Origin of the sequence: Clostridium sp. L2-50 (assembly GCF_000154245.1) — a bacterium.
Lineage (GTDB): Bacteria > Bacillota > Clostridia > Lachnospirales > Lachnospiraceae > Coprococcus.
Map to the genome: position 1 here is coordinate 39,395 of NZ_DS480329.1, position 14,044 is coordinate 53,438.

The 14,044-nt window shown below is 42.7% G+C and carries 10 protein-coding genes; 8 read left to right on the forward strand and 2 right to left on the reverse strand.

Annotated features, from left to right (window positions below):
* Positions 1-44 precede the first annotated feature (44 nt).
* On the forward strand, positions 45-1,715 hold the full coding sequence (locus tag CLOL250_RS12795) for a VanW family protein (protein ID WP_008403002.1): 1,671 nt from the start codon (positions 45-47) through the stop codon (positions 1,713-1,715).
* Positions 1,716-1,969: 254 nt separating this feature from the next.
* Here the strand turns inward: CLOL250_RS12795 and CLOL250_RS12800 are convergent, their stop codons facing one another.
* Complete coding sequence (locus tag CLOL250_RS12800) at positions 1,970-3,271, reverse strand: chloride channel protein (protein ID WP_044946234.1); 1,302 nt, start codon at positions 3,269-3,271, stop codon at positions 1,970-1,972.
* 197 nt (positions 3,272-3,468) lie between these two features.
* On the opposite strand from CLOL250_RS12800, the gene spoVAD reads away from it, so the two are divergent.
* Entirely contained in the window at positions 3,469-4,494 is a 1,026-nt protein-coding gene (gene spoVAD / locus CLOL250_RS12805; protein WP_044946262.1) for a stage V sporulation protein AD, read from the forward strand.
* Between the two features lie 9 nt (positions 4,495-4,503).
* On the forward strand, positions 4,504-4,860 hold the full coding sequence (gene spoVAE, locus CLOL250_RS12810) for a stage V sporulation protein AE (protein WP_008403006.1): 357 nt from the start codon (positions 4,504-4,506) through the stop codon (positions 4,858-4,860).
* 245 nt (positions 4,861-5,105) lie between these two features.
* On the opposite strand, the gene CLOL250_RS12815 is transcribed toward spoVAE, so the two are convergent.
* Positions 5,106-8,030 carry a transglycosylase domain-containing protein gene (locus CLOL250_RS12815; RefSeq protein ID WP_008403008.1) on the reverse strand — a complete coding sequence of 975 codons (2,925 nt, stop codon included), beginning with the start codon at positions 8,028-8,030 and terminating at the stop codon, positions 5,106-5,108.
* Between the two features lie 200 nt (positions 8,031-8,230).
* On the opposite strand from CLOL250_RS12815, the gene CLOL250_RS12820 reads away from it, so the two are divergent.
* The 5 genes from CLOL250_RS12820 (at position 8,231) to hemW (ending at position 14,018) form a co-directional block, all read left to right on the forward strand.
* Positions 8,231-8,542: a hypothetical protein gene (locus tag CLOL250_RS12820; protein ID WP_044946236.1), complete on the forward strand. Its 312-nt coding sequence runs from the start codon at positions 8,231-8,233 to the stop codon at positions 8,540-8,542.
* Positions 8,543-8,670: 128 nt separating this feature from the next.
* Positions 8,671-9,609 carry a GPR endopeptidase gene (gene gpr, locus CLOL250_RS12825; protein WP_008403012.1) on the forward strand — a complete coding sequence of 313 codons (939 nt, stop codon included), beginning with the start codon at positions 8,671-8,673 and terminating at the stop codon, positions 9,607-9,609.
* Between the two features lie 60 nt (positions 9,610-9,669).
* Entirely contained in the window at positions 9,670-10,779 is a 1,110-nt protein-coding gene (gene spoIIP / locus CLOL250_RS12830; protein ID WP_008403013.1) for a stage II sporulation protein P, read from the forward strand.
* 97 nt (positions 10,780-10,876) lie between these two features.
* Complete coding sequence (gene lepA / locus CLOL250_RS12835) at positions 10,877-12,691, forward strand: translation elongation factor 4 (RefSeq protein ID WP_008403015.1); 1,815 nt, start codon at positions 10,877-10,879, stop codon at positions 12,689-12,691.
* Between the two features lie 112 nt (positions 12,692-12,803).
* Complete coding sequence (gene hemW, locus CLOL250_RS12840; RefSeq protein WP_008403016.1) at positions 12,804-14,018, forward strand: radical SAM family heme chaperone HemW; 1,215 nt, start codon at positions 12,804-12,806, stop codon at positions 14,016-14,018.
* Positions 14,019-14,044: the final 26 nt, after the last annotated feature.

Here is a 14,044-nt window from a genome sequence, read left to right on the forward strand (position 1 = left end):
GTTTGATGCGTATATCCTCAAATGTAGTAAAATGGAGATACATCATGAAAAAAGCAAAAAGAAGTATTACTACAACGATATGTGTTATTGTTGCATTAGGTGTGTTTTATCTGATCGCATGTGCATGTATCGGAAATAAAAAATTTTTCCCGAATACAAGCATTAACGGAATTGATGTCAGCAGTATGACAGTGGCACAGGCGGCAGAGGAAGTAAAAGAGCAGTTCCGGACGGAATACAGCAATGCATCCATTGACGTAACGGTTAAGGATAAGAAATACTGTATCGTGATTGAAGATGCACTTGATCTGGATGTTACGGATGCAGTAAAAAAGGCAAATGATGAGAAGCATTCCTTCCTTGCAAGAGGATGGAATTTTGTAGCTGCCCTGTTCGGAGATCAGGAGATTCAGGCAAAACCTTCATTGAAGGATAAGAAGCTGTTATATACGGCAGTTAAGCAGTCTGAGCTTAATAAGTTAGAAGGGCTTGAAGATAAGTATTATACGGTAGAAAAAGATAAGATTATCGTAACAAAGGGTAGAGGCGGTTATGTTGTAGATACCGATGCGCTGGTTGACCGGATGGCTGAGCTGATCACGGCCGGTAACTATGCAGAGTCGATCGAATGTCCGCTTACATATGGAGATGTAGATCTTGATCTGATCTATGATGAGGTCTATGTTGAACCCACAGATGCTACACTTGATCCTGAAAATGATTATAGTGTAACAGATTCTGTAACCGGTGTCAGCTTTGATAAAGATGCAGCTGCAAAGAAATTAGAGGCAGCCAAGGATGGTGAAGAGGTCAGTATAGATCTGGTATATACAGAACCTGAATTGTCAAAGGAGACTTTACAGTCCTATCTGTTCCGTGATACCTTAAGTTCGTTCAGCACGAATGTTGGAGGGACAGAAGCGAGAAAGTCTAATGTTGCAAAGGCCGCTGAGAATTGTAATGGAACGATTCTTATGCCGGGTGAGCAGTTCTCGTTTAACAATGTTGTAGGACAGAGAACGATTGAAAATGGTTTCAGCGCAGCACCTTCTTATGTTAATGGTGAATCCGTGGATGAAGTTGGAGGAGGAATCTGTCAGGTATCGTCTACACTGTATGATGCATGTCTGTATGCGAATCTTCAGATCAACGAAAGACACTGTCATCCACATCCGTCTGCCTATGTAGATACAGGATTTGATGCAACAGTATCCTGGGGCGGTCCGGATTATAAATTTACAAATAATACTGAATATCCGATCAAGATCGTATCATCTTATGGCGGAGGTGTTGTTACCTGTGTGCTCTATGGCACAAAGTTAAAAGATTTTAAGGTGTCATTATCCAGTGAAGTTGTTGCAACATATGATTATGAGACAGAGTATGAGGACGATGATACGCTGGAAGAAGGAGAAGAAAAAGTCTCCGTAACAGGTATCACCGGACTTAAGGTTCAGACCTATCGTACCGTATATGATGAAAATGGTGAGAAGATATCATCCGAACCGGAATCCGTCAGTGTCTATGACAAACGTAACAAAGTCATTCTTCGAGGAACAAAAGAGAAAGAGACAACTGAGGAGAAGAAAGATTCCGAAAAGAAAGACGATAAGAAATCGGATAAAAAGTCAGACAAAAAGTCAGATAAAAAAGATGATACAAAAACAGACAAGTCCGACGATAAGACAACAGAAGAAACGGACAAAGCAGAATAAAATAATATATAAAAGCTTATAAAGAAAATAATATATATGGCAGAAAGAAAAAGAAGACATTTGTCTTATGTAGTGACCTTACGAGGATTTCGTTGAGAGATGCATAGTGCCAGTAAATACGGGTGCCTGTTTGAGCTCGAAGAGCGAGTTGGCACAGGAGTATTTACGAATCAGGCATATGCATCGAACAGAAACCGCAGTAAGACATTATATAAGACAAATGTCTTCTTTTTCTTTTGTTCTATACAATAGAGCTATTCATCATGCTCGATCGTCTTCACTTCCTGGTTTGTGTAAAGGTTTACATAGTGAGGACGAAGCTTCGAATAGATGATCTTCTGTTCACTGTACAGGCTGTAGTAGCCGGATAACATATAGCTGACACTGGCTCCGATAGCAAAGAGCAGAATGCCGCTTGCACCGAATAATTCAATACTGAGGACTAAAGATGCCAGTGGACAGTTTACAACGCCACAGAACAGGCATACAAGCCCCATAGCGGCTCCAAAGCCGGGATCAAGTCCGATCCAGCCACCTACGGTACAACCGACTGTAGCGCCGATAAAGAAAGAAGGAACGATCTCACCGCCACGGAAGCCACAGCCGATGGTAATACAGGTAAAGATCAGTTTGAGCAGGAAAGCTTCCGGTTTTGCTTCTCCATGAATTGCCTGCTCGATGATATTCATACCTGCTCCGTTGTAATCATTGGAACGAACTAATATAGTGAGCAGAACCACAAGGACACCACCAACGAAGATCCGTACATATTGATTTTTGAAAAATTTCTTAAAGGCTTTTCCTGTTGCCTGCATAGACAGGCAGAATAATATACTGACTATCGCAACGACAACTGCGAGGATAACAACACGAATACCGGTTGCCAGGGACATATCGGGAACCTGATTTAGTATAAAGTAAGTTGGAGTTATATGAAATTTTTCAGTGATCGCATATGCAATGGTTGCTGACAGGATACAAGGCACCAGAGCACTGTAGTAGAGAATACCGATACTGATAACCTCAACGCTGAATAAGGCAGCGGTGACCGGTGTTCCGAATAAAGCAGCAAATACAGCACTCATGCCACACAGCGTCATAATGTGCTTATCGTTATCATTCATTTTTACCAGTTTTCCGATTGACGCGCCGATGCTTCCGCCAATCTGCAAAGCAGCTCCTTCACGACCGGCGGATCCCCCGAAAAGATGAGTGATAGCGGTTGAGATAAATATTAACGGAGCCATTCGAAATGGAACATTATACTCTGAATTTCGGATTGAACCGATGACCAGATTTGTACCTTTGTCGTGCTTAAGTCCGCAGCTTCTGTATAAGAAGATGATGACCAGACCGGCAAGAGGCAGAAGATATATGATCCATGAATGACTGTCCCGATATTTTGTAACATATTCAACGCTGTAGTGGAAGGCTGTTCCGACAGCACCACAGGTTGTTCCGATTATAATAGAACATATTATCCATTTTATAAATGTTTTAATATATCGTTTTATTCGATCAATACAGTTTAACCAATATTCTTTTGTAAAAAGCATAATTAACTCCATTTCAGATTTTCTTTTAAAATCTGCATACCGGATATCTGATCTTATATGCAGTCGATAATTTGCATCTGTTTAAGATTACTCCGAAATGAAGAATTTGTCCAGCGCATATTCTGCATGTATAAATTACCTGCAAATTACAAATGAATAAATATTATTACAATGTAAAAAGAAAGGATACACATAACATGAACAGGATGATAGGAAAACAGAGTGTTAGTTTTACGGATCCCCCATATATATTGGGAGAGGCATCTGTCTGCGGACCGAAAGAAGCAGACGGACCGCTTGCGGGATATTTTGATATCGTATCGGAAGATCCGACATTTGGAAAAGATTCATGGGAAGAAGGAGAGAGCGAGATGGTAAAGCAAGCAGTGGAGCTTGCGATCAAAAAGGCAGGTAAAGAGAAATCTGATATCCGTTATCTGTTCGCAGGAGATCTGCTGGGGCAGCTGATCGCGACAACCTTCGGTGTCAAGGATATGGATATACCGATCTTTGGTTTATATGGAGCCTGTTCGACCTGCGGTGAGGGTTTATCACTTGCGGCGATGACAGTTGCGGCAGGATATGCAGATTATGCTGTCTCGGCAACCTCCAGTCATTATGGAAGTGCGGAGAAACAGTTCCGGTTTCCACTGGAATACGGAAATCAGCGTCCGTTGTCCGCGACATGGACGGTAACCGGAAGCGGAGCATTTGTAATAGGAAGTAAAAAAGATGATGATGCACCTGTATCTGTCAGGATCAAAGGAGTTACAACAGGGAAGATCGTTGATTATGGTGTAAAAGATTCCTTTAATATGGGAGCATGTATGGCCCCTGCTGCGGCAGATTTGATCTATCAGAATCTACAGGATTTTGATGTGAAACCGACATATTATGATCGGATCATTACCGGCGATCTGGGAAAGATCGGTCGGAAAATTTTGATTGATCTGCTAAAAGATAATGGTGTAGATATCAGCAGACAGCATATGGATTGTGGAATTGAGATATTTGATAATGAAGAACAGGATACACATTCAGGCGGCTCGGGATGCGGCTGTTCGGCGATCACACTTGCAGGGTATATATTAAAACAGCTTCGTGAGGGTTCATGGAAAAGGGTACTTTTCGTGCCTACGGGAGCCCTTCTGTCTACGGTCAGTTACAACGAAGGTCAGAATATACCGGGTATTGCACATGGTGTAATAATAGAAAGGGAGTAGAGATAGTATATGGATTATATAAAAGCATTTATTATTGGTGGATTGATCTGTGTTCTGGTTCAGATCCTTATGGATAATACAAAGCTGTTGCCGGGACGTATAATGGTACTTCTTGTCTGTACGGGAGCGGTTCTCGGTGCGATAGGGGTGTATGAACCATTTTTAGAATTTGCAGGCTGTGGAGCATCCGTTCCCTTATCGGGATTTGGATATAACCTCTGGAAGGGAATCAAAGAAGCGGTAGATCAGGATGGATTCATAGGGCTGTTCCGGGGAGGCTTTAAAATGGCAGCAGTGGGAACCTCCGCGGCATTGATCTTTTCCTATATAGCCTCACTGATATTTAAACCAAAGATGACGAAATAGAATTAATCCACATAAAAGAAAGAACGCTGATGTTTATCCTATTATTACGCAAGACACTTTCGTTCTATCCTCGGTGTAACGGCACATAGGACAGCAAAATACGCTGTCCTATGTGCCGACACGAGTAACTGAGACCTTAGCGAAGCAATGCTGAGGTTAGTTCGAAGTTACACAGAGTGGATAGGCTTGCTACATAACAGATAAACACCAGCGTTCTCTTTTATGTGTATTACTCTTATTCTCTATTACTCACCGTCCGAGCTTGTTTCAGGCTCTGCTGTAGGATTTGTAGTAGGTTCTGTAGTAGGCTCCGGTGTCGGAGGTTCCGTAGTAGGTTCTGTAGTAGGCTCCGGTGTCGGAGGTTCTGTGGTAGGTTCCTCTGTCGTAGGCTTGTCTTTCTTCTTGAAGACAGCCTTGATCGTATGATTTCCCTTTACCTTCGAGAATTTGTAAGAGGTTACAGCACCGACGGAGCTTCCATCTACGATTACATCTGAAATGGTATATCCCTTATCAGGTGTGATATAGAAGGTTGTTGATTTGCCCTTTTTAACGGTTGTTGTCGGTGAGATCGAACCGCCGCCTTCTGAAGATGAGGAGATCTTGTACTCTTTCTTTTCTTCCTCTGTGGTATCCTCCGTTTCTTCTTCCTCAGGATGAAGTGGACATTTTTCCTTTAAAATATTCTGATCGTATTCGAAGTCGGCATCAAGGATCTCAATCTTGCCATCGTCATCAACTGTATAATAATAAGTGGTTGTTTCTTTACATGTGTTTGTTGCAGGCTTATGAGATTCATTACAGATCACAATCTTTTTATTACCACCACATTTCTTTTTTGGAACAGTTCCCTTTGCAAAATAATCTGTAACTGTATCGCAGCCTTCTACCGGAAGAAGACCGGTATCCTTACAAACGGTTGCACGAACAATTCCATCCGGCATTTCGAATGTCTTTGAAGTATCTAAGCCTTTGACTTCTGTAATTTCATCCATGATCTTACGCCACATATTCTTATGATAGTTTCCTGCGGCAAAGTTTGTATTCACATCGAATCCTATCCAGATAGATGCGGTATAGTATGGAGTGTATCCACAGAACCATGCATCATAGTTACTGGAAGTTGTACCTGTCTTACCTGCTGTATAAAGACCACATGAAAGGTTTGCGGCAGTACCGGTACCGATCGTTACTACATCATGCATTGCACTTGTTAATAACCATGCATTCTGAGGTGAAATAACTGCGGATTCTTCCGGCTTCCGGTTATCGATCAGCAGGTTTCCGTCATGGTCATATACTTCTGTATAGAAGACAGGCTTGATATAATTACCTTCATTTGCGATCGTAGCATATGCAGCTGTGATCTCAAGATTTGTGATACCATCTGTCAGACCGCCAAGAGCGAGAGACTGGTTGATATCAGATTCAATACCGCCACTTGAATTTGTACGGCTCTTTACAAGAGTTGTAAATCCAAGCTTTAACAGATACTCGTAGGCAAGCTCCGGTGTAACATCGGTGATCGTCTTAACAGCAAGAATATTCATGGAATTCTGAATAGCCTGTCGGATCGTGCTTGGACCACGGTAGCCACTGTACCAGTTCCTGACTTCGCCGCCATTTGTATAGGTGTATGGTTCATCTTTGTATACTGTTGCAAGGCTCATACCACATCCGTCCAGTGCAGGGAGGAAAGCGGCAACGACTTTGAATGTAGAACCGGGCTGTCTGGTTGCTTCGGTTGCACGGTTAAAGGAACGATCTTCTGTCTTTTCACCACGACCACCGACGATTGCTTTTACCTGACCGGTTTCCTGATCCATCAATGTGAAGGAAATCTGTGGTTCAACGGTTACCTTATAGCTTTCGAGCTGTTCTTTGTATCCGGTCTCAGCAATCAGATGTGCTTTGTATTCATCAGCGGCAGCTCTTGCGTCATCCTCACTTGAGAAGATCAGGTCGAAAGAAGACTGTCCTTTTTCTTCCTGGAACCATGTTACCATCATGTTCTGACTGTAGTTATACTGTTCACCATTGTCATCTACGAGAGTCAGTGCATAGGAGAGCTGGTAACTGTCAGTTGGATAGTTGTCCTCATCATTTAATACAGTATCACAGATATCCTGAATCTCTGTATCCTGACAGGTATGAACTTGCAGACCGCCGGAGTAGATCATACTGTCTGCTTCTGATTTGGAATATCCCATTGCCATGAAGTCATCTTCCAGCTGGTTAATTACTTCATCGATGTAATAGGAGTTTATCTTTGTCGGTGATGATTTCTTTATGGATGATACCTTTTTGATCTCAGCATATACATCATCGGCAATTGCTGTATCATAATCTGACTGGGAGATCATGTTCAGCTCTGACATTTTATCCAGAACCATCAGACGTCTTTTTGCATTTTCTTCCGGAAATACAACCGGATCAAATTTGCTTGGGTTCTGAGGGATTGCAGCGAGAACCGCACACTCGGAGATCGTCAGGTCTTTTAACTGTTTATTAAAATAATACTGGGATGCGGTTTCTACTCCGTATCGTCCCTGACCAAGGTAGATAGTATTCAGATAGTATTCAGCGATACTTTTCTTTGGCAGGACTTTTTCAATCTCAACAGCGAGATACTGTTCCTGAACCTTACGTTCGATCTTGTCAAACATGGTTTTCTCATCCAGACCGACATTGAAGATCTGGTTCTTGATCAGCTGCTGTGTCAGAGTACTTGCACCCTGATCGAAGTCACCTGACTGAAGACCATGGGCAAATGCACGCATGATACCCTGAACGTCGATACCGTTATGTTCCCAGAAACGTTGATCTTCGATAGCGATAAATGCATTGACCAGATTTTCCGGAATATCATCATAGTAGACATATTCGCGATTTGCATCGAAGCTTGCAAGAACTTTGAGTTCCTTGCCGTCCTGATCGTACAGGGTTGTCTGATATCCTTTCGGGATCAGATCCTTTGCATTTACCTCCGGTGTATCATCCAGAATACCCTTTAGTGCACCGAAGCCGGCTCCGATACCAAGAACAATGATCGCCAGAAATAAGACAAGCATTGCCTTGAACAGAGAAACCGTCAGTTTCTTTTTATTTCGGGGTAGTTTAGAAACGAGAGCTTTCTGTTTCTTTTCCACGCCCTTTTTGCTAAAATCCATGGAAAATCCTCCTTAAATTAAGTTCGATCATAAATACAACTCATTATAGCAGAGATTTACATAATAATAAAGTATAAAATCATTTCTGAAATAAAATTAAGGCATTTTAAAAAACTGTGTGCTATACTTGTATTATATGTAAAAAATACGATATGAATAAGCATAAAAGTCAGAATAAAAAAGAAAGGAATACAGACACTATGTTTGAATCGATTGAAGATGCAGTTGCTACATGGAAAGAAGAATACTCATTTATTGAAGATGCAGTTGTAACCGGTTATGAGGGCGGCTATCCGATTGTGGATTTCACGATCGGTAAAGCCGCATGGAGCCTTGTAAAAGACAAGAGCAAATTTAAACGGATCGTCCGTTCTTCCGAGATGGAGGGAGGAATAGAGGTTGGTGTATCTACCTGTTTTAAGGATACGGCATTTGTAAAATGGAACCCACCGGTTATGACGATCTGCGGATATCCTGAGGTAATAAACCGGATAATTAAAAAGATTATGTAAGATTATGTGGAACAGGCATTGCCCCGGTGAATAGAAATATTCATTCGGGGCATTTTATATACCAGAGCATACCGGCTGAAACTACGATTTTCTGCCGGAGAGAGAATAGACAGAAATGGGGAACGGCTATGGAACGAACGATTCGGACAGACCTTGCGATAGAATTACGAGAAGATATAAAAGATCGCGGAGAATTGGATGGAATACAGATTGCGACAAAGATCCACCGGCAGGGTATCAGGACAACGACGATCAATGTAACAAATGAGAAAGGGGCAGAGACACTTGGCAAGCCTCTTGGAACTTATATTACGATCGAATGTCCGGAGATCCGGGAATTTGATGAAACGATCCATGAGCCGTTGTGCCGTGAACTATCAAATAATCTTAAAAAATTACTGGGAGATGCAAGCTCCGTTCTGGTCGTAGGTCTCGGAAACCGTGAGGTGACACCGGATTCACTCGGTCCGCTGGTTGTTGATCATCTCTTTATAACCAGACATCTGGGAATCGAGAAGATCCCTGTATCGGGCAGACAGGAATATGATATATCGGCGATCTGTCCGGGCGTTATGGCACAGACAGGAATTGAAACGGTGGAGATCATAAAAGGAATCTGTGGGAATATTAAGGTAGATGCGGTTCTTGTAATTGATGCTCTTGCGGCCAGAAGCAGTAAGCGGTTGAACAAGACTGTGCAGCTTACGGATACCGGGATCAGTCCGGGCTCCGGCGTCGGAAATAACCGGATGGAGATCAACTCAGATAATATAAAAACAAAGGTCATCGCACTTGGAGTTCCGACAGTTATATCGGTTCCGTCTATCATTGATGATTCTCTTGATGAGATCGCCGATGCATTTGATCAGATACATGGGAAGAAGCTGGTGAAAGAATTGTCCGAGCAGCAGAGATATCAGATCGCATATCATCTGGTAGAACCGGAGCTTGCGGATATGTTTGTTACTCCAAAAAATATTGATGAACTGGTAAGACGAATCAGCTTCACAATATCCGAAGCAATAAATGGTATTATTTTCAGGAAGGACTCATATACTGATAAATAATAAAAAGTAATGAGTTTATCCGGAATGAGAAACTGTCAGACAAGATGCGAAAAAAGAAGAATGCGTTATTGTTTTTTTCTGGTCATAGCCTTTTTTGCAATATGGTTTGCAAAATGTGATGATGAGACAAAGACGGATATGCTGCGACAGCTTCTGACAGGAACGATATCGTCGGATCAGAAGCCGAATATACAGCAGGAGGGAAAGCAACATGAAGAAGCATCCTGTTTTTTAGAAGATTGTTTGCAGGAATATTGCCTTGCAGGTGCATTTGTGTCCTGTGCATCAGAACAGGAGACGGATATTGCAGAGACGGACATTCGGAAGGATCTATCGAAAAATGTCATGCGGGAGAAAAGAGAAGCGACAGCATCGATAGCTGCGATGGCAGGATGTCGCAGTTATATGCAGGAAAAGCTTGCTGATTATGATTATATAAAAAATCACTTCTATGTGATCGACAGTACGACAAATGTATCCAGGGAAGAATTAAACGGGCAGGATCTTGCCTCTATGGATCTGACGATCGATACAGAGGATAAGAACTATAAGGTGCTGATCTATCATACACACGGAACGGAGAGCTTTAAAGATTCCGAGCCGGGCAAGGTTGAGGATACCGTGATCGGCGTTGGTGATTACCTGACGCAGCTTCTCGAAGAGAATTACGGGGTGGCAGTCTATCACGATACGACAGCCTACGATATGACCGGTGGGGAGCTGGATCGAAGCGCGGCATATGATTATGCAAGAGAGGGAGTTCAGAAGATTCTTACGGAATACCCGTCTATTGATGTCGTGATCGATATTCACAGAGACGGTGTAGCCGAGGATACATATCTGATCACGGAGATCGGGGGAAAAAAGACTGCGCAGATTATGTTTTTAAACGGAGTGAGCCGATTAAATAAGAACGGAGATATATCATATCTGGCAAATCCATACAAAACAGAAAATCTTGCCTTCAGTCTGCAGATGTATCTGACGGCACAGGCAAATTATGGGTCCTTTGTAAGAAAGATATTTGTTAAGGGATATCGATATAACCTGGATCTGAAGCCCCGGTCGTTATTAGTAGAGGTCGGCAGCCAGACGAATACGGTAGAAGAGGCAAAAAATGCCATGGAACCGCTGTCTGCAATTCTTTACAAAGTATTGAGCGGAAAGTGAGATTGTGTTATGATAATGAACACGAAATTATTTGCCTGCAGAAATGCATGCTTAAAATAAAAAGAGAAAAGAAATTCAGATACCGGAGGAAAACAGGATGGCTCATATAGATCAGTCAAAGATACGAAACTTTTGCATTATAGCGCATATCGATCATGGTAAATCGACACTTGCGGACAGGATTATAGAAAAGACTGGCTTATTGACTGAACGTGAGATGCAGAATCAGGTGCTTGATAATATGGATCTGGAGCGGGAACGTGGAATCACGATCAAGGCACAGTGCGTTCGTACGATCTATAAAGCACAGGATGGAGAAGAATATATCTTCAATCTGATCGATACCCCGGGGCATGTTGATTTTAATTATGAAGTATCAAGAAGTCTGGCTGCCTGCGAGGGTGCGATCCTGGTTGTGGATGCAGCACAGGGAATCGAGGCACAGACACTTGCAAATGTATATCTTGCGATCGATCACGATCTGGATGTTATGCCGGTTATCAATAAGATCGATCTTCCTTCGGCCGAACCGGAACGTGTGGTAAATGAGATTGAAGATGTGATCGGAATCGAAGCGCAGGATGCTCCGAGAATTTCGGCAAAGAATGGTATCAATATCGATCAGGTCTTAGAGCAGATCGTTACGAAGATCCCGGCACCAGCAGGAGATCCGGAAAAACCGCTTCAGGCACTTATATTTGACAGTATTTACGATTCATATAAAGGTGTTATCATATTCTGCCGTTTATTCGACGGTGTGGTAAAACGTGGGACGTCCATCCGCATGATGGCAACCGGAGCTGTTGCAGAGGTAGTAGAAGTAGGAATCTTCGGGGCTGGCAGATTCGTTCCATGTGATGAATTATCGGCAGGAATGGTAGGCTATATCACTGCCAGCTTAAAGAATGTCAGAGATACTACAGTCGGTGATACCGTTACAGATAACGACAATCCATGCGCAGAGGCGCTTCCGGGATATAAGAAGGCACAGCCTATGGTCTACTGCGGACTTTATCCGGCAGATGGAGCCAAATACCCGGATCTTCGCGATGCATTGGAGAAGCTTCAGTTAAATGATGCGTCCTTAAGCTTTGAGCCGGAGACATCGATCGCACTTGGTTTCGGTTTCCGTTGCGGTTTCCTTGGACTTCTGCATCTGGAGATCATACAGGAGCGGTTGGAGCGCGAGTTCAATCTGGATCTTGTTACGACTGCGCCGGGCGTTGTTTACCGTGTGCATACAACGGATGGCAAGATGATCGAACTGACGAATCCGTCCAATCTGCCGGATCCGTCGAATATCGAATATATGGAAGAGCCGTTTGTATCCGCGGAGATCATGGTCACTACAGAATATGTAGGTGCGATCATGCAGCTCTGTCAGGAACGCCGTGGCGTATATCAGGGAATGGAATATATGGAAGAAACCAGAGCACTGCTTCGGTATGACCTTCCGTTAAATGAGATCATCTATGATTTCTTTGATGCATTAAAATCAAGATCCAGAGGCTATGCGTCCTTTGACTATGAGATGAAGGGCTATGTGCGGAGCGAGCTTGTAAAACTTGATATCCTGATCAATAAAGAAGAGGTCGATGCGTTATCCTTCATTCTTCATCAGGATACTGCTTACGAACGCGGAAGAAAGATGTGCGAGAAGTTAAAGCAGGAGATCCCAAGACATTTATTTGAGATTCCGATCCAGGCAGCGATCGGCAACAAGGTCATTGCCAGAGAGACGGTAAGAGCAGTCAGAAAGGATGTCCTTGCAAAATGTTACGGCGGAGATATCTCCCGTAAGAAGAAGCTTCTGGAGAAACAGAAGGAAGGTAAGAAACGTATGCGTCAGATCGGAAATGTAGAGATTCCGCAGCAGGCGTTTATGAGCGTATTAAAACTTGATGAGGAATAAATATAAAAAAATTGCAGGTTGAATCAGGGCATTTAGAATGAAATAAATCAAAAATGATTTTGATATAAGCAGAAAGCAGCTTACAGAAAAAACGAGAAGGCAGGAAAAACACATGAGAAAAAAACTGAGCATTTATATACATATTCCGTTTTGTGTTAAGAAGTGTGTATATTGTGATTTCCTGTCTTTTGGTGCGGATGACCCGCAGATCAACCGGAGCGGTGCGGTCAGAAAGGCATATGTCCAGAGCATTTGCAGAGAATTATTAAGCTATAAAAGCATATCAAAGGACTATATTGTAAAAACGATATTTATAGGCGGAGGAACTCCGTCTATACTTTTACCGGGCGAGATCATGAATATATTGGCGACCCTTAGAAGCATTTTTAAAGTGGACGAAGAAGCTGAGATTACGATTGAGGTGAATCCGGGTACCCTGACTGCGATCAAAGCAGCGGAATATCTGGCGGCCGGGATCAATCGTATGAGTATCGGACTGCAGTCCGCACACAATGATGAGCTTGCCATGCTTGGCAGGATACATACATATGAACAGTTTCTGACATCCTATCAGACAGCACGTGACGCAGGCTTCAGAAATATCAATGTCGACCTGATCTCTGCGATCCCGGGGCAGACGCTTCATTCCTACCTGGATACACTAGAGCGTGTATTGAAGTGCAGACCGGAGCATATCTCTTCATATAGCCTGATCGTGGAAGATGGAACACCGCTTGCGGGGGATCAGAAACTCCTTTCAAAGCTTCCGGATGAGGAAACAGACCGTGAAATGTATGAAGCAACCGGAAAGGTACTCGAGATGTCAGGATATAAAAGGTATGAGATTTCAAATTATGCAAAGCCCGGATATGAATGCAGACATAATATCGTATACTGGACGATGGATGAATATATCGGGATCGGTATAGGTGCGGCTTCCTTTTTTAACGGAAGAAGATATTCGAATACGTCAGATATAAAACAGTATGTCGATACGATGGAGGAAGTATTTGAAAAACGCTCGATCGATGAAGCGTACCGGATACCGGAGCTGCTTTCAATCAGACATATTGATGAAACTGTAGATATTGATACATTGATGGAAGAGTATGTGATATTTGGGCTTAGAATGACCAGAGGGATCAGTGCGGCGGATTTCTATGAACGATTCGGCCATTCCTTATATGATGTTTATGGGGATATTATAAGAGGGTATGTGGCAAGCGGACATATGAAAGATGAAAAGGGGATGGTATGTTTTACCAGAAAGGGAATCGATGTAAGTAACAGGATTCTTGTAGATTTTTTACAGGATAAAGATAAATGAAATGATAGTCGGGGACAGGTTCGGAT

Coding starts and splice junctions, on each gene's coding strand:
- CLOL250_RS12800 (WP_044946234.1), bottom strand. CDS start 3,271: ATGCTTTTTACAAAAGAATATTGGTTAAACTGTATTGATCGAATAAAA.
- lepA (WP_008403015.1), top strand. CDS start 10,877: ATGGCTCATATAGATCAGTCAAAGATACGAAACTTTTGCATTATAGCG.
- spoVAE (WP_008403006.1), top strand. CDS start 4,504: ATGGATTATATAAAAGCATTTATTATTGGTGGATTGATCTGTGTTCTG.
- hemW (WP_008403016.1), top strand. CDS start 12,804: ATGAGAAAAAAACTGAGCATTTATATACATATTCCGTTTTGTGTTAAG.
- gpr (WP_008403012.1), top strand. CDS start 8,671: ATGGAACGAACGATTCGGACAGACCTTGCGATAGAATTACGAGAAGAT.
- CLOL250_RS12795 (WP_008403002.1), top strand. CDS start 45: ATGAAAAAAGCAAAAAGAAGTATTACTACAACGATATGTGTTATTGTT.
- CLOL250_RS12820 (WP_044946236.1), top strand. CDS start 8,231: ATGTTTGAATCGATTGAAGATGCAGTTGCTACATGGAAAGAAGAATAC.
- spoIIP (WP_008403013.1), top strand. CDS start 9,670: ATGCGTTATTGTTTTTTTCTGGTCATAGCCTTTTTTGCAATATGGTTT.
- CLOL250_RS12815 (WP_008403008.1), bottom strand. CDS start 8,030: ATGGATTTTAGCAAAAAGGGCGTGGAAAAGAAACAGAAAGCTCTCGTT.
- spoVAD (WP_044946262.1), top strand. CDS start 3,469: ATGAACAGGATGATAGGAAAACAGAGTGTTAGTTTTACGGATCCCCCA.